The 15,637-nt window shown below is 73.9% G+C and carries 14 protein-coding genes and 1 pseudogene; 10 read left to right on the top strand and 5 right to left on the bottom strand.

Going from position 1 to position 15,637, the window contains the following annotated elements:
- Positions 1-526: pseudogene (locus tag AOK22_RS43000) on the top strand (hypothetical protein); the annotation flags it as partial.
- 216 nt (positions 527-742) lie between these two features.
- Here AOK22_RS43000 and AOK22_RS26910 read toward each other — a convergent pair.
- A complete protein-coding gene (locus AOK22_RS26910) occupies positions 743-2,089 on the bottom strand; it encodes a PH domain-containing protein (protein ID WP_055701305.1) in 1,347 nt (448 codons plus the stop codon).
- Between the two features lie 107 nt (positions 2,090-2,196).
- Positions 2,197-2,706 (bottom strand): PH domain-containing protein, encoded by a 510-nt coding sequence (locus AOK22_RS26905; RefSeq protein ID WP_055701303.1) that lies wholly within the window; start codon positions 2,704-2,706, stop codon positions 2,197-2,199.
- Between the two features lie 51 nt (positions 2,707-2,757).
- On the opposite strand from AOK22_RS26905, the gene AOK22_RS26900 reads away from it, so the two are divergent.
- Complete coding sequence (locus tag AOK22_RS26900) at positions 2,758-3,921, top strand: NADH-quinone oxidoreductase subunit D (protein ID WP_055701302.1); 1,164 nt, start codon at positions 2,758-2,760, stop codon at positions 3,919-3,921.
- On the opposite strand, the gene AOK22_RS26895 is transcribed toward AOK22_RS26900, so the two are convergent.
- A complete protein-coding gene (locus tag AOK22_RS26895) occupies positions 3,886-4,917 on the bottom strand; it encodes an SAM-dependent methyltransferase (RefSeq protein ID WP_055701301.1) in 1,032 nt (343 codons plus the stop codon). The two genes, AOK22_RS26900 and AOK22_RS26895, sit on opposite strands and share 36 nt — an antisense overlap.
- Positions 4,918-5,023: 106 nt before the next feature.
- On the opposite strand from AOK22_RS26895, the gene AOK22_RS26890 reads away from it, so the two are divergent.
- Together AOK22_RS26890 and AOK22_RS26885 are read left to right on the top strand one after the other, a co-directional pair.
- Positions 5,024-6,226, top strand: a complete 1,203-nt coding sequence (locus tag AOK22_RS26890) for a sensor histidine kinase (protein WP_055701300.1) — start codon at positions 5,024-5,026, stop codon at positions 6,224-6,226.
- Positions 6,227-6,263: 37 nt separating this feature from the next.
- A complete protein-coding gene (locus AOK22_RS26885; protein ID WP_055701299.1) occupies positions 6,264-6,935 on the top strand; it encodes a response regulator transcription factor in 672 nt (223 codons plus the stop codon).
- Positions 6,936-6,959: 24 nt separating this feature from the next.
- Here the strand turns inward: AOK22_RS26885 and AOK22_RS26880 are convergent, their stop codons facing one another.
- Positions 6,960-8,066 carry a DUF5937 family protein gene (locus tag AOK22_RS26880; RefSeq protein WP_055701298.1) on the bottom strand — a complete coding sequence of 369 codons (1,107 nt, stop codon included), beginning with the start codon at positions 8,064-8,066 and terminating at the stop codon, positions 6,960-6,962.
- Positions 8,067-8,371: 305 nt separating this feature from the next.
- Here AOK22_RS26880 and AOK22_RS26875 point away from each other — a divergent pair, with 305 nt between their 5' ends.
- Entirely contained in the window at positions 8,372-8,617 is a 246-nt protein-coding gene (locus tag AOK22_RS26875) for a hypothetical protein (protein WP_055701297.1), read from the top strand.
- Here the strand turns inward: AOK22_RS26875 and AOK22_RS26870 are convergent.
- Positions 8,574-9,797, bottom strand: a complete 1,224-nt coding sequence (locus AOK22_RS26870) for a threonine aldolase family protein (protein WP_079036840.1) — start codon at positions 9,795-9,797, stop codon at positions 8,574-8,576. The two genes, AOK22_RS26875 and AOK22_RS26870, sit on opposite strands and share 44 nt — an antisense overlap.
- A gap of 146 nt (positions 9,798-9,943) precedes the next feature.
- Here AOK22_RS26870 and AOK22_RS26865 point away from each other — a divergent pair, with 146 nt between their 5' ends.
- From AOK22_RS26865 to AOK22_RS26845, 5 genes are all read left to right on the top strand, one after another.
- Positions 9,944-10,882 (top strand): Rossmann-like and DUF2520 domain-containing protein, encoded by a 939-nt coding sequence (locus tag AOK22_RS26865; protein WP_055701296.1) that lies wholly within the window; start codon positions 9,944-9,946, stop codon positions 10,880-10,882.
- Positions 10,879-11,883, top strand: a complete 1,005-nt coding sequence (gene panC, locus AOK22_RS26860) for a pantoate--beta-alanine ligase (protein WP_055701295.1) — start codon at positions 10,879-10,881, stop codon at positions 11,881-11,883. Before AOK22_RS26865 ends, panC begins: the two co-directional genes overlap by 4 nt.
- Before the next feature lie 82 nt (positions 11,884-11,965).
- Entirely contained in the window at positions 11,966-13,681 is a 1,716-nt protein-coding gene (locus tag AOK22_RS26855; RefSeq protein ID WP_055701294.1) for an L-aspartate oxidase, read from the top strand.
- 2 nt (positions 13,682-13,683) lie between these two features.
- Positions 13,684-14,673, top strand: a complete 990-nt coding sequence (gene nadC, locus AOK22_RS26850) for a carboxylating nicotinate-nucleotide diphosphorylase (protein ID WP_055701293.1) — start codon at positions 13,684-13,686, stop codon at positions 14,671-14,673.
- Positions 14,673-15,479, top strand: a complete 807-nt coding sequence (locus tag AOK22_RS26845) for a type III pantothenate kinase (protein ID WP_055701292.1) — start codon at positions 14,673-14,675, stop codon at positions 15,477-15,479. Before nadC ends, AOK22_RS26845 begins: the two co-directional genes overlap by 1 nt.
- The last annotated feature ends 158 nt before the right edge of the window (positions 15,480-15,637 follow it).

The raw sequence follows: 15,637 nt of genomic DNA, 5'->3' as shown, positions 1-15,637 counted from the left end.
CGCCCGGCCGGGCGCGAGCCCCACGCCGTCGCTCTTCCTGCGGGCCAACGAGGCGCTCGACCGCCTGACTCCGCGTACGGTGCCGGCTCCGCGGCAGGACGCGGCACAGGAGGCGCCGCAGGAGACGAAGACCGCCGCCAGGACCGAAGCCGGCGCGCGGGCCGCGCAGGCGCAGGAGGCCGAGTCGCGGGGGAATCCCGGGGCGGCCGACGGATACGGCGGGCACGAGCGCGCGGTCGCCGTCGCGCCGCCCGTGCAGGCGCGCCGCCCGGTTCCGCAGGGCGGGTTCGACTTCTTCGGTACGAAGAGCACGCCCGCGGCGCTCGAGTCCGTGCAGAACGAGGACCTCGCCGACGTGGTGGGCGAGGAGGCCCTCGCGGTGCACAAGGCCGAGGCCGAGGCCGAGTTCAAGGACGCGGGCGACGACGACGCCGCGCGCGGCGTGGGCCAGGTCATCGACCTGACGGCCCACGACGAGACGGAGCAGATCGACGTCGGGGAGCTGCGGACGGCCCTGCGCGCGTAGGCGCTCCGCTGGGTCCGGCGGAATCACGGGTGGGCCCGTGCCCCTTGCGGGGCGCGGGCCCGTTCCTTTTTCCGGTGCTGTCGGGGGGCGTCCGGTTGCTTCTTGCTTCGGGTGCGGGCTGTTCGTGGCTGGTCGCGCAGTTCCCCGCGCCCCTTACGGGGCTTACCACCCGCGCCCCTTACGGGGCTCGCCGTCCGCGCCCCCCTGCGGGCTCCGTCACGCCATCCAGCGGTCCGGTGCCGCCTCTCTGCGGCCCGTCCGGGAGCGGTCCGCCTGGGACTGGAGGAGGTCCGCCGCCTCCTCGGCCGGCCGCAGCCGTGCCGTCACCGTCCGGCCGGCGCCGGAGTCCACCTTCACGTCGGCCACGCCCTTGAACCGCTCCCACGGCCCCTGGGAGAGCCGCACGCTCTGCACCTTGGCGTGCGGCACGAGCGAGAGGCGGCGCCTGAACCGGCCGTGCCGCGCCGCGAAGACCGCGTCCGTGACCGCGAGGCCGTACCCCTTCCACCACAGCGGCACGCACCACGCCGCGCGCGCGGGCGGCCGCACGAGCTCGGCGGCGTCCGGCACGCGCACGCCCGGCAGGACCCGCGCGATCACCGCCTCGGCGTGCTCGCGCGGGGCGACCGGCACCAGCACGCTGTTGGACGAGCCCGCGACGTCCAGCTCGACCCGCACCCAGCCGTACCGCCGCCACAGCAGCGGCTGCACGATGTGCACGGTCTGCACACGGCCCGGCGGCACCGTCTCGTGGGCCTTGTCCAGCAGCCCGTGGTCGATGCGGAGCCCGTCCGGGGACTCGCCCACCGTCCAGTCGTACTCCTTGATGAAGCGGCCGCCGCTGCTCGCGAACGCGCCGCCCAGCATGGGCAGTCCGGTCGCGACGACCGTCCACACGCTGTGCGTGGCGAACCACAGGGCCGTCGGCACCACGACCGCGGCGACGAGCATCACCCAGGGCCCGCCGGTCAGCAGCAGGGAGACGGCGAGCATGCGCGGCTGGACGTGCAGCAGGTTCCGGACGGGGGCCTCGCCGACCTCGCGGGCCTGCTCGGGGGCGAAACCGGCCGCCCGCGCGAGCAGTTCGGCGCGCAGCTCGGCGGCCTCGCGCTCGCCGAGGTAGGCCAGCTCGTCCTTGTCCTCCGTGCCGACGACGTCCAGCTTGAGCTTGGCTACCCCCGCGATCCGGGCGAGCAGCGGCCGTGTCACGTCGACGGCCTGGAGACGGTCGAGGCGGATGTGGGCGGTGCGCCGGAAGAAGAGGCCGGTGCGGATGCGCAGTTCGGTGTCGGTGACGGCGAAGTGCGTGAACCACCAGCTCAGGAAGCCGTAGAGGCCGCCGCCGATGAGGAACGCGGCGCAGATGAGGAGCAGCGTGGTGGCGGTCAGGTCGGAGACGCGCTGCTGCGTGCCGTTCGGGTCGTGGACCGCCCAGCCCACCAGGAGCGCGAAGGGCGCCCAGGCGCGGCGCAGCGGCGTGACGGGGTGCAGCCGCCGCTCCTGCACGGAGCCGCCGCCACCGTCCGGCGAGCCGCTACTGTCCGGCGAGCCGCCACCGTCCACCGAGCCGCCACCATCCAGAGAGCCGCCGCCGTCCACCGGCTGCCCCGCGTCCCCCGGCTGTCCCTCGACGACGGCCTTCCGCGTGCCCTCCACCGGCCGGTCGCCGCTCACAGCCCCGCCGATCGTGCCTCGCCCAGCTCGGTCAGCCGGTCGCGCAGGCGCTCGGCCTCCTCGGGGAGCAGGCCGGGGATGCGCGCGTCGGTGGCCGCCGCCGCGGTGTGCAACTGCACGCCGGCGAGCCCGAAGTACCGCTCCACGGGTCCGGACGTCACCTCGACGAGCTGCATGCGGCCGTACGGCACGACGGTCTCCTCGCGCCACAGCACACCCCGGCTGATGAGCAGGTCGTCCGCCCGCTCCGCGTACCGCCACGAGCGCCAGTTGCGCCCCAGCATCGACCAGCCCCACACCACGACGGCGAGCGGCAGCAGCGCGAAGGCCGCCCAGGCGGGCCCGGCGAACAGCCCGAGCAGCACGCCGAGTGCCGCCGCGAGCGGCACCAGCCAGACCACGAGCAGCAGCCGCCGCATCGTGAGCAGTCCCTTGGGCAGCCCGGTCCACACCGGCTCCGCCCGTACCCCCGCCGGTCCTGCGGGCCCCACCATCCCCGATTCCATGCTTCAAGCGTACGTACGACCAAGGACAGCCGCGTGCGAGAGACTGTGCGCATGAGTCCGACCACGGAGACCGCCACGGAGACCACGCTCGGCATCGGCGGAGCGGCCGAGAGCACCGACATGGTGCTCAACATCGGCCCCCAGCACCCGTCCACGCACGGCGTGCTCCGGCTCCGGCTCGTCCTGGACGGCGAGCGCATCCAGCACGCGGAGCCGGTGATCGGCTACATGCACCGCGGCGCGGAGAAGCTGTTCGAGGCCCGGGACTACCGGCAGATCGTGATGCTGGCCAACCGCCACGACTGGCTGTCGGCGTTCTCGAACGAGCTGGGCGTCGTGCTGGCCGTGGAGCGGATGCTCGGCATGGAGGTCCCCGAGCGGGCCGTCTGGATGCGCACGCTGCTCGCCGAGCTGAACCGCGTCCTCAACCACCTGATGTTCCTCGGGTCGTACCCCCTCGAACTGGGCGGAATCACCCCGGTGTTCCACGCGTTCCGCGAGCGCGAGGAGCTCCAGAACGTGATGGAGGAGATCTCCGGCGGCCGCATGCACTACATGTTCAACCGCGTCGGCGGCCTCAAGGAGGACCTGCCCGCCGGATGGGCCTCCCGCGCGCGTGAGGCGGTCGCCTCGGTGCGTTCGCGCATGGACGTGTACGACCGTCTGGTACTCGGCAACGAGATCTTCCGGGGCCGTACGCGCGGCGTCGGCGTCCTCACGCCCGAGGCGGCACACGCCTACGGAGTGAGCGGTCCCATCGCCCGCGCCTCCGGGGTCGACTTCGACCTGCGCCGCGACGAGCCGTACCTCGCGTACGGCGAACTGCAGGACACCCTGAAGGTCGTCACGCGCGAGGAGGGCGACTGCCTGGCCCGCTTCGAGTGCCTCCTGGAGCAGACCCACAACGCCCTCGACCTCGCGGACGCCTGTCTCGACCGGCTCGCCGAGCTGCCGCAGGGCCCGATCAACCAGCGGCTGCCGAAGGTCCTCAAGGCCCCCGAGGGGCACACGTACGCGTGGACCGAGAACCCTCTGGGCATCAACGGCTACTACCTCGTCAGCAAGGGCGAGAAGACGCCGTACCGCCTGAAGCTGCGCTCGGCCTCGTACAACAACATCCAGGCGCTGACCGAGCTGCTGCCCGGCCAGCTGGTCGCGGACATGGTGGCGATCCTGGGGTCACTGTTCTTCGTGGTCGGCGACATCGACAAGTAGCGGCCCGAGGTCCACGCCGACGGGCTGCAGCAGCCAGCCGAAGTCGCCGAGCCCGCCGGGCGCGGTCAGCTCGGCCGCCTCTCCCGCGCGCGTGAGGGCGCGTACGTAGCCGGCGGGGTCGCTGGAGGCGAGCGACAGCGGCGGGCGTCCGCCGCGCACGCCCAGCGCGCCGAGCGCCGCCCGCTGCGTGAGCAGCTCGGCGCCCTCCCGCGCGCAGGCGTCCAGTGCCACATGGGCGGTGATGTCGCAGCCGCCGTCCGGCACGGGCGCCGTCTCGCGGCCCTCCCTGAAGCCCGTCAGCGTCCCGAACGGCGGGCGGGCGTCCCGGGTGTGGGCGTAGTCGACGGCGACCGCCAGGCCGCGCGCGAGGGACGCCGTGGCGGCCTCCCAGGCCTCGTCGCGGGGGCGCCCGATCTCCGCGCGCAGCCCCGGCTCGGGCTCCAGCGGCCACCAGCGCGCCAGCCAGTCGGCGTCCGGCCCCTCGACCGGGCCGCCCGGCGACTCGGTGCCGTCGTCGCGCACGAGCACGCGGCGCACCGTCCCGTCGTCGGCCACCTCGGCGACGTCCAGAGGGACGTTGTCCAGCCATTCGTTGGCGAACAGCAGGCCGGTGACGCCGGCCGGCGGGGCGGCCCGCCAGTCGACGCGCGGATCGAGGCCCGCGGGGCGCTCCGCGCGCTCCACCGCGTACGCGCGCACGCGTGCCGCCACCCCGGCGGGGAGCGCGGCCAGGACGCCCGCGGTCAGTTCGCCGCGGCCCGCGCCCATGTCCACGAAGGCGAGCTCGGCGGGGTGGCCGAGCGCGGTGTCCAGGCGGCGCAGGAGCCGCGCCACGGCGTCCGCGTAGAGGGGCGAGGCGTGCACGGAGGTGCGGAAGTGCCCGGCGGGTCCTTCGGGGCGGCGGTAGAAGCCGTCAGGGCCGTACAGGGCGGTCTCGGTGGCCTCGCGCCAGCCGCGCCGGACGCCCCGCGGGGCCCTTTCGTGGTCGTTCGTCACAGCCCGCAGGCTAAGCGGGCCTCCACCTTGGGGAGTACATGTGCTCGATACGGATCGGACCTCCGGTTGACCCCGGGGCACTGCCGGGCTGCCTACGCTGGGTTACGTGCAGCGCCTCTATGACTTTCTCCGCAGACACCCGACCTGGGTCGACGGCTTCTGGGCCCTCGTCCTGCTCGGGGTCTCCGGGCTCGGTCTGGTCTCCATGTCCGAGGCGAACGGCTACGACCCGAACATCGCGGCGGTCCCCGTCGCCATCGGGCTCTCCCTGGTCGTCGCGCTGCGCCGCCGCTGGACCGAGCAGATGCTGGTGCTCGCCGCGGTCATCGGCGTCTTCCAGCTCGTCCTCGACGTGGGGACGATGCCGGCGAACTTCGCGATGCTGGTGGTCATCTACACCGCCGCGGCCGACGGGGAGAAGTGGGCCTCGCGGTTCGCGCTGATCGGCGGTCTGGCGGCGGCGCCGCTGTCGATGATGCGCTGGCCCTCGGAGAACACCAGCGTCTTCGGGAACGTGCTCTTCACGATGTTCCAGATAGTCCCGTTCGCGCTCGCCTGGGTCCTCGGCGACTCCATCCGCACGCGCCGCGCCTATCTGGCGCAGCTGGAGGAGCGCGCCGACCGCCTGGAGAAGGAGCGCGAGGCGCAGTCGAAGGTCGCGGTGGCGGCCGAGCGGGCCCGCATCGCGCGCGAGCTGCACGACGTCGTCGCGCACAACGTCTCGGTGATGGTGGTCCAGGCCGACGGCGCCGCGTACGTCCTGGACACCGCCCCCGACCAGGCGAAGAAGGCCCTGGAGACGATCTCGGGGACCGGCCGGCAGGCGCTCGCCGAGATGCGCAGGCTGCTCGGCGTGCTGCGCACCGGGGAGCCCGAGGAGAGCGGGGAGTACGTCCCGCAGCCCGACGTCGAGCAGCTCGACGAGCTCATCGAGCAGGTGCGCACGGCCGGTCTGCCCGTCGACTTCAAGGTCGAGGGCACCCCGCGCCCGCTGCCCAGCGGCGTCGAGCTCACCGCGTACCGCATCGTGCAGGAAGCGCTCACGAACACCCGCAAGCACGGCGGCGAGAACGCCGGTGCGAGCGTCCGCCTGGTCTACTTCGACGACGGCCTCGGGCTGCTCGTCGAGGACGACGGCAAGGGCGCGCCGCACGAGCTGTACGAGGACGGCGGGGCGGACGGCAGCGGGCACGGCCTGATCGGCATGCGCGAGCGCGTCGGCATGGTCGGCGGCACGCTGGACGCGGGGCCGCGCCCCGGCGGCGGCTTCCGCATCAGCGCGCTGCTGCCGCTGAAACCGGCACACTGAACCCGATCCACCGAACCTCCCCGAAGGGATCTCCTCGATGTCGATCCGCGTGATGCTCGTCGACGACCAGGTGCTGCTGCGCACCGGGTTCCGGATGGTGCTCGCCGCCCAGCCGGACATGGAGGTCGTCGCGGAGGCGGGCGACGGCGTGGAGGCCCTGGAGGTGCTGCGCGCGACCAAGGTCGACGTGGTCCTGATGGACGTCCGCATGCCGAAGCTGGACGGCGTGGAGACCACCCGGCGCGTCTGCCAGGGGGCGAACCCTCCGAAGGTGCTGATCCTGACCACCTTCGACCTCGACGAGTACGCCTTCTCGGGGCTGAAGGCCGGCGCGTCCGGCTTCATGCTCAAGGACGTGCCGCCCGCGGAGCTGCTCGCGGCGATCCGCTCCGTGCACAGCGGCGACGCGGTGGTCGCGCCGTCCACCACGCGCCGCCTCCTCGACCGCTTCGCGCCGATGCTGCCGAACGCGGGCGGGCAGCCGCAGCTCAAGGAGCTGGAGCGCCTCACGGACCGCGAGCGCGAGGTCATGGTGCTGGTCGCGCAGGGCCTGTCGAACGGCGAGATCGCGGCGCGCCTGGTCCTCTCGGAGGCGACCGTGAAGACGCACGTCGGCCGCATCCTGACCAAGCTCGGCCTGCGGGACCGGGTGCAGGTCGTCGTCCTCGCGTACGAGACGGGTCTGGTGCGGGCCGGGGGCGGCGCGTAGCCGTACGCCGCGCGAGGGGGCGGGCTAGCGGAGCACGCCCTCGATGAAGTCGCTGCCCAGGCGGGACACCACGCTGATGTCCAGCTGGTGCTGCACATAGCGGCCGCGGCGGCGGGTGGTGATCAGGCCGGCCTTCTTCAGGACGCTCAGGTGCCGGGATATCTCGGGTGCCGTCATGCCGTGCGCGTCCGCCAGCTCGCTCGTGGTGTACGCCCCGCGCGCGAGGTGGCGGCACAGGCGCATCCGGACCGGGTGGGCGAGGGCGGCCATGCGGCGGGTCAGCTGCTCCACGGTGGGCGGGGCGGTGAGACCGGGGGAGCCGACGGGGTACGTGATCGCGGCCTGCCAGCCCTTGCGGTGCAGCACCATGAGGTGCGGCCAGCCCAGGCTGGTCGGCACCAGGACGAGACCGCCCGAGCCCGTCGTCGTACGCCCCGAGGTGATCTTGTCGACGGTGATGAGCCGGCCGTCCTCGGCCAGGGAGACCGCTCCGGAGATGGCCTTCAGCGCCTCCCCGAGGCCCTTGCGGCGCAGCAGCTCGGTCTTGTGCCGGGCATCCGCGGCGAGCTGGTGGCTCACGCGCGTCCAGGTGTCGGCGAAGAACGCGTCGTCGCAGTCCTGGAGGAGACTGCGCACCCACGCGCGCACGACGGGCGGGTCGTCGAGCAGCCGCCGGGTGAACCGCACCTGATGCGGGCCGCGGGCCGCGGCCAGGTCGAGCGCGCGCTGCTGCACGGCGGGGTCGGACAGGAGCTTGCGGTCCGGCTCCGAGTACGTCGACTGGCAGGTGAACTCCAGCGCGGCGTCCACGAACTGCTCGTCCGTCAGCTTGTCCAGCAGGTCGAGCTCCTCGGCGAGCGTGGCCCCCGGAAGCGTCCGCTGCCCCGGGATGCCCGCGAACGGCGCGAACACGTCGGAGAACGTCGAGCGCCACAGGAAGTCGGCCTCGCACATGCGGTCGGCGAGGCACGGGTCCAGGCGCGCGGAGACCGCGGTCGTCCAGCCCTGGAGCCCCGGGTGGTGTCCCGGCTCGGACAGCGCGTGCAGCGCCATGCCGAGCTCGGCCAGGGGCGAGGGCACGACGTGGATCCGCTCCTGGGGCAGCCCGCTGATGTCGATGCTCACGCTCATGTCCCCATGGTGCATCGCGCCACTGACAGCCGGTCCTTCGATTGACGGCGCTCGTCAATCGACGCGACGCGGACGGGACCCGGGGAGCAGTCTGAGGTCATCGCCGGAGCCGCCGAAGCCTCCGGACCTCCTCTTCTTCCGCTCGTCCCTCTTTCCTCAGGGGTTTCCTCAGGGTTCCCTCAGGGCTTCCTCCGGGCCGCGTCAGACCCCTGGAGCCGACATCCCTTCGCCACCGATCCCTCTCCGCGGACCCGGCCGCCCTCCGGCGTCTGTTAAGTACCATTTATTCAGAAAGGTGTTACGTCATGAGCGTCACCCAGCAGCACATGCTCGACGCCTACCGCGCCGCCCAGCACGGCCTGCCGACGCCGCCCGCGCCGGGGCAGCACGACTGGCAGGTCGTCCGCGAGGTCCGCGAGTACGGCCGCTTCCGGGCCGTCGTCGAGGAACGCCCCGCCCACGGCAGGTTCCGTGCCGCCCTGGCCCGCCTGGCGCGCGGCGGCCGCCTCAGCGGGGGAGGCGTCGCACGAACTCCGCGACCGCTTCCCTGACGTCGTCGGCCGTCCACTTCAGGCCTTCCTCGGTCACGGTGACCTCCGTGACCGAGAGGCCGGGCGGCCCCTCCGGGAACCAGCGCCCGAAGAGCAGGGTCCCGGTCTCCTCGGCCTGCTCCAGGGAGACCTCGTTCAGCACGTCGCAGGCGTACGGCAGCCACACCTGGAACTGATGGGTGTGCGGCGGCTCCGGGTGCACGCGCGACCAGGGCACGCCCGCCGCCCCGAGCCCCTCGCGCAGCGCCTCGGCGACCACGCGCGCGTGGGCGGCGTACTCGGGCAGCCGGGGGAGCGTGCGCCGCAGGCCCAGCAGCGCGGACACCGCGGTCGGGAACTGGTGGAACAGCTGGCCCCCGTAGCGGTGGCGCCACACCCTCGCTTCCTCGACCAGCGTGGCGGGACCGGCCAGCACGGCGCCGCTCAGCCCTTCGAGGGACTTGTAGAACGACACGTACACGGAGTCCGCGAGCCCGGCGATCTCCGCGAGGTCGCGGTCGAACCACGCCGTGCACTCCCACAGGCGCGCGCCGTCGAAGTGCACGACGGCCTCCCGCTCCCGGGCCGCCTCCACGACGGCCTCCAGCTCCTCCCAGGTCGGCAGGACGTAACCGGCGTCCCTGAGCGGCAGTTCGAGCATCAGCGCCCCGAAGGGCTCCCCGAAGTCCCGCACCTCGTCGGCCGTCGGCAGCCGCGGCTCGTCCGTCGGATGCACCGTGCGCAGCCCGCTGACGACGGGGAAGGCGCCGCTCTCGTGGAGCACGGGGTGCGCCATCGGATGCAGCGCCACCGTCGCGTTCCCCGTACGCCCCGCCCAGCAGCGCAGCGCCACCTGCTGGGCCATCGTGCCGCTCGGGAAGAAGGCGGCCGCTTCCTTGCCGAGCAGGCCCGCGACCTCCTCCTCCAGGGTGGCGACGACCCCGTCGCCGTAGATGTCCGTGGGGTCGTCCGGGCCGACGACCTCGGGCGCCGCGGCCGCCAGCGCCGACAGACGCTCGGCCAGCGGGACGTGGAGGACCGAGCGGTGCAGGGTGCGCGCGGCGCCGCGGGCGGCGGCGCGGCGCCGCGCCGACTGGAGGCCGTAGGAGTCCGCCTCGGTTTCTCGCGGGTCCGCCTCCCGCTCGCGCGAGTCCGCTTCCCGGGGCTCGGACTGGTCTTGGGCCGTGTCGTTGGAGGGCATCCTTCGAGCATGGACCGTCCGCTGCCACCGGTCACACGAATAACCACAGCCTGTGGACAGTGGAAGACGCCGCGCCAACCAATCGCGTTAACATGACGAGAAATCGTCCGGTACCCCGAGCGGACTGGAACGGAAGGCGCCATCGCGTGAACGCATCGCATCAGCCAGACCCGCGGGACCGTCCCGCGAGGCTCACCGTCGGAGTCGTGGGAGCGGGCCGCGTCGGCCCCGCGCTCGCCTCGGCGCTGGAGCTCGCCGGGCACCGCCCGGTCGCCGCCTCCGGGGTGTCCGACACCTCGGTGCGCCGGGCCGCCGTCATGCTGCCCGACGTCCCCCTCGTCCCGCCCGCCCAGGTCCTGGAGCGCGCCGACCTGGTGCTCCTGACCGTCCCCGACGACGCCCTGCCGGGTCTGGTCGAAGGCCTCGCCGAGACCGGCGCCGTGCGCCCCGGCCAGCTCCTCGTCCACACCTCCGGGCGGTACGGCACCAAGGTCCTCGAACCCGCCCTGCGCGCCGGCGCCCTGCCGCTCGCGCTGCACCCCGCGATGACGTTCACCGGCACCCCCGTCGACGTCCAGCGGCTGGCCGGCTGCTCCTTCGGGGTGACCGCGCCCGAGGAGCTGCGGCTCGCCGCCGAGGCGCTGGTCATCGAGATGGGCGGCGAGCCCGAGTGGATCGCCGAGGAGAGCCGCCCGCTCTACCACGCGGCCCTCGCCCTCGGGGCGAACCACCTGGTCACGCTGGTCGCCGAGTCCATGGAGCTGCTGCGCGACGCGGGCGTCGAGGCCCCGGACCGCATGCTCGGCCCCCTGCTCGGAGCCGCGCTCGACAACGCCCTGCGGTCGGGAGACGCGGCGCTCACCGGCCCCGTGGCGCGCGGGGACGCGGGCACCGTCGCCGCCCACGTCGCCGAGCTGCGCAAGCACGCCCCGCAGACCGTCGCCGGCTACCTCGCGATGGCCCGCGCCACCGCCGACCGTGCCCTCGCGCACGGACTGCTCAAGCCGGAGCTCGCCGAGGACCTCCTCGGTGTGCTCGCCCACGGAGCGGGCGGTACCGGCGCTTCCGAAGGAGGCAGCCGATGAGCACCGCACTCCTGCACACCGCCGAGGCGCTGCGCACGCGCGCGCGGGGCGGGCGCCGTGCCGTCGTCATGACCATGGGCGCCCTGCACGACGGGCACGCCTCCCTGATCCGCGCCGCCCGCCGGATGGCCGGGCCCGAGGGCGAGGTCGTCGTCACGGTCTTCGTGAACCCCCTGCAGTTCGGGGCGGGCGAGGACCTGGACCGCTACCCGCGCACCCTCGACGCCGACGTCAAGATCGCCGAACAGGCGGGCGCGGACGCCGTGTTCGCCCCCGCCGTCGACGAGGTCTACCCGGGCGGCGAGCCCCAGGTGCGCGTCAGCGCGGGCCCCATGGGCACCGTCCTCGAAGGCGCCACGCGCCCCGGCCACTTCGACGGGATGCTCACGGTCGTCGCCAAGCTGCTGCACCTCACCCGGCCCGACGCGGCGCTGTTCGGGCAGAAGGACGCCCAGCAGCTCGCCCTGATCCGCCGCATGGTGCGCGACCTGAACTTCGACGTGGAGATCGTCGGCGTCCCCACCGTCCGCGAGGACGACGGCCTGGCCCTGTCCAGCCGCAACCGCTACCTCTCCCCGGAGGAGCGGCGCACCGCCCTCGCCCTCTCCCAGGCCCTCTTCGCGGGCCGCGACCGGCACGCCGCGCAGGAGGCGCTCCGCGCGCGTGCCGCCAGCGCCCCCGCCACGCGCGCGCGTGCCGTCGCCCTCAGCGCGATCGGCGAGTCCCGTGCGGCGGCCGACGCGCACGCCGTGGCGCAGTCCGCGGCGCCCTCCGCGACCGGCGGTCCCGCCGCCGTCGTCGCGGCGGCCCGCCTCGTCCTGGACGAGGCGGCGCGCCTGAGCCCCCCGCTGGTGCTCGACTACGTGGCGCTGGTGGACCCGTCCGACTTCACCCAGGTACGCCCCGGCCACACCGGGGACGCCGTCCTGGCCGTGGCCGCCAAGGTCGGCGCGACCCGGCTGATCGACAACATCCCGCTGACGTTCGGAGCCGCTGTATGAGCGCGATCGAGCCGTCCCTTGAGCGCGGTCCACGTCGTCGTACGTGTGTGAGCCGTCGTCCGCACGTGATCGGAGCCGCCGCATGAGTGCCACCGGAATACGGCTGCACGCCCCCGCCCCCGGCTGGTCCCTCGACGCCGACGTCGTGGTCGTCGGCTCCGGAGTGGCCGGCCTGACCGCCGCCCTGCGCTCCTCGGCCGCCGGACTGCGCACGGTCGTGGTCACCAAGGCCCGGCTGGACGCCGGGTCCACGCGCTGGGCCCAGGGCGGCGTCGCCGCGGCGATCGGCGAGGGCGACACCCCCGAACAGCACCTGGACGACACGCTGGTGGCGGGCGCCGGGGTGTGCGACGAGCCGGCCGTGCGCACCCTCGTCACCGAGGGCCCCGGCGCCGTGCGCCGCCTCATCGGGACCGGCGCCCGGTTCGACCTGGGCCCCGAGGGCGAGATCCAGCTGGGCCGCGAGGGCGGCCACCACCGCAACCGCATCGTGCACGCGGGCGGCGACGCGACCGGCGCGGAGATCTCCCGCGCCCTGGTCGAGGCCGTCCGCGCCGAAGGCATACCGACGGTCGAGAACGCCCTGGTCCTCGACCTGCTCACCGACGCCGAGGGACGCACCGCCGGCGTCTCCCTGCACGTCATGGGGGAGGGCCAGCACGACGGCGTGGGCGCCGTCCACGCCCCCGCGGTGGTCCTCGCCACCGGCGGCATGGGCCAGGTCTTCTCCGCGACCACCAACCCGTCCGTGTCCACGGGCGACGGCGTGGCGCTCGCCCTGCGCGCGGGCGCCGAGGTCTCCGACCTGGAATTCGTGCAGTTCCACCCCACGGTGCTCTTCCTCGGCGCGGACGCGGAGGGCCAGCAGCCGCTGGTCTCCGAGGCGGTCCGCGGCGAGGGCGCCCACCTCGTGGACGCCGACGGCGTGCGCTTCATGGTCGGGCAGCACGAGCTCGCCGAGCTCGCGCCCCGCGACATCGTCGCCAAGGGCATCACGCGCCGCATGCTGGAGCAGGGCGCCGAGAACATGTACCTGGACGCCCGGCACTTCGGCGCGGAGATGTGGGAGCGCCGCTTCCCGACGATCCTCGCCGCCTGCCGCGCCCACGGCATCGACCCGGTCACCGAGCCGATCCCGATCGCCCCGGCCGCGCACTACGCCTCCGGAGGCGTCCGCACCGACCTGCACGGCCGCACCACGGTCCCGGGCCTGTACGCGTGCGGCGAGGTCGCCTGCACCGGCGTGCACGGCGCCAACCGCCTCGCCTCCAACTCCCTGCTGGAAGGCCTGGTCTACGCCGAGCGCATCGCCGCCGACATCGTGGCACGGCACGCGGAGGACGCCCTCCACGCGCGCGTGCCCGCGCCGGTCGCGCGGCCCGAGACGCCGACGCACCCCCTGCTGCCGCCCGAGGCCCGCTTCGCGATCCAGCGCGTGATGACCGAGGGTGCCGGAGTCCTGCGCTCCGCGCAGTCGCTCTCCCAGGCGGCGGCCCGCCTGGCCCGCATCCACGCGGAGGCGGCGGGCGCGCTCGCGGACGAGGGCAAGACCGCCGAGCCCGGCGTCGACACCTGGGAGGCCACCAACCTCCTGTGCGTGGCCCGCGTCCTGGTGGCCGCCGCCCAGCGCCGCGAGGAGACCCGCGGCTGCCACTGGCGCGAGGACCACGCCGACCGCGACGACGCGGCCTGGCGGCGCCACATCGTCGTACGCCTGAATCCGGACCGGACGCTGGCGGCGCACACCACCGAGACCCACGACTTCCCTCCGACCCGTCCCAGTCCCCAGGAGCAGTGACCGTGAGCACCCCCGACGACCTCCCCCTCGCCCCGACCGGCGGCGGCTGCGGCGACGCCTGCGGCTGCGGCGGCGACGACGCGTTCGACCCCATGGAGTGCGGTCTCGACCCCGCTCTGGCGCAGCTGCTCACCGCGGCGGGACTCGACCCGGTGCAGGTCGAGGACATCGCGCACATGGCCATCGAGGAGGACCTGGACGGCGGCGTGGACGTCACCACGGCCGCCACCATCCCCGAGGACGCCGTCGCCACCGCCGACTTCGCCGCCCGCGAGGCCGGCACGGTGGCGGGCCTGCGCGTCGCCGAGGCGATCATCTCCGTGGTCTGCGAGGACGAGTTCGAGGTCGAGCGGCACGTGGAGGACGGCGACCGCGTGGAAGCGGGCACCGTGCTCCTCAGCGTCACGACCCGCACCCGCGACCTGCTCACCGCCGAGCGCAGCGCGCTGAACGTGCTGTGCCGCCTGTCCGGCATCGCGACCGCCACGCGCGCGTGGGCGGACGTCCTGGAGGGCACCCGGACGAAGGTCCGGGACACCCGCAAGACGACGCCCGGCTACCGCGCCCTGGAGAAGTACGCGGTCCGCATGGGCGGCGGCGTCAACCACCGCATGTCGCTGGCCGACGCGGCCCTGGTCAAGGACAACCACGTGGTCGCCGCGGGCGGCGTGGCCCAGGCCTTCAAGGCCGTGCGCGAGCGCTTCCCCGGCCTGGCCATCGAGGTCGAGGTCGACACGCTCCACCAGCTGCGCGAGGTCGTCGAGGCGGGCGCGGACCTGATCCTTCTGGACAACTTCACGCCGGGCGAGACCGAGGAGGCGGTCGCCCTCGTGGACGGCCGCGCGTTCCTGGAGTCCTCGGGCCGCCTCACCCTGGAGAACGCCCGCGCGTACGCCGAGACGGGCGTCGACTACCTCGCGGTGGGCGCGCTCACCCACTCGTCGCCGATCCTCGACATCGGCCTCGACCTGCGGGAAGCGGTGCGGGACTGATGCTGCTCACCATCGACGTAGGCAACACGCACACCGTCCTCGGCCTGTTCGACGGCGAGGACATCGTCGAGCACTGGCGCATCTCCACGGACGCGCGCCGTACGGCGGACGAACTCGCCGTGCTGCTCAACGGGTTGATGGGCATGCATCCCCTGCTCGGCGAGGAGCTGGGCGACGGCATCGACGGCATCGCGATCTGCTCGACGGTCCCCTCGGTCCTGCACGAGCTGCGCGAGGTGACCCGTCGCTACTACGGCGACGTGCCCGCCGTCCTCGTCGAGCCCGGCATCAAGACCGGTGTCCCGATCCTCATGGACAACCCCAAGGAGGTCGGCGCCGACCGCATCATCAACGCGGTCGCGGCGGTCGAGCTCTACGGGGGGCCCGCGATCGTCGTGGACTTCGGTACGGCGACGACCTTCGACGCGGTGTCCGCGCGCGGGGAGTACGCGGGTGGTGTCATCGCTCCCGGCATCGAGATCTCCGTCGAGGCGCTCGGCGTGCGGGGCGCGCAGCTCCGCAAGATCGAGCTGGCGCGTCCTCGCAGTGTCATCGGCAAGAACACGGTCGAGGCCATGCAGGCGGGCATCCTGTACGGCTTCGCGGGGCAGGTCGACGGCGTGGTGAACCGCATGGCGCGCGAGCTGGCGGGCGCGGGCGGCGACCCGGACGACGTGACGGTGATCGCCACGGGTGGGCTCGCGCCGATGGTGCTCGGGGAGGCGTCGGTCATCGACGAGCACGAACCGTGGCTGACGCTGATCGGGCTTCGGCTCGTCTACGAGCGGAACGTCTCCCGTAGCTGACCGGTCAGTGCCCCCTGTGGTGTGCGCAACCCTTCCTTCTCTGCAAGAGTCTGGGCAGGGACGGGACCTGAGTGGGTGTTGGGTGGGCTGGGCTGTATGAGGCGTAGGGGTCGGCTGGCGGTCGTTGCGGCGGCGCTGGGGGGTGTCCTGTGCGGGCC

It is taken from the genome of Streptomyces silaceus, from assembly GCF_001419745.1.
GTDB lineage: Bacteria > Actinomycetota > Actinomycetes > Streptomycetales > Streptomycetaceae > Streptomyces > Streptomyces silaceus.
This window is presented reverse-complemented; position numbering and strand designations above follow the sequence as displayed.

Coding starts and splice junctions, on each gene's coding strand:
- AOK22_RS26845 (WP_055701292.1), top strand. CDS start 14,673: ATGCTGCTCACCATCGACGTAGGCAACACGCACACCGTCCTCGGCCTG.
- AOK22_RS26875 (WP_055701297.1), top strand. CDS start 8,372: ATGAGCGTCACCCAGCAGCACATGCTCGACGCCTACCGCGCCGCCCAG.
- AOK22_RS26885 (WP_055701299.1), top strand. CDS start 6,264: ATGTCGATCCGCGTGATGCTCGTCGACGACCAGGTGCTGCTGCGCACC.
- AOK22_RS26900 (WP_055701302.1), top strand. CDS start 2,758: ATGAGTCCGACCACGGAGACCGCCACGGAGACCACGCTCGGCATCGGC.
- AOK22_RS26880 (WP_055701298.1), bottom strand. CDS start 8,066: ATGAGCGTGAGCATCGACATCAGCGGGCTGCCCCAGGAGCGGATCCAC.
- AOK22_RS26905 (WP_055701303.1), bottom strand. CDS start 2,706: ATGGAATCGGGGATGGTGGGGCCCGCAGGACCGGCGGGGGTACGGGCG.
- AOK22_RS26870 (WP_079036840.1), bottom strand. CDS start 9,797: ATGCCCTCCAACGACACGGCCCAAGACCAGTCCGAGCCCCGGGAAGCG.
- panC (WP_055701295.1), top strand. CDS start 10,879: ATGAGCACCGCACTCCTGCACACCGCCGAGGCGCTGCGCACGCGCGCG.
- AOK22_RS26855 (WP_055701294.1), top strand. CDS start 11,966: ATGAGTGCCACCGGAATACGGCTGCACGCCCCCGCCCCCGGCTGGTCC.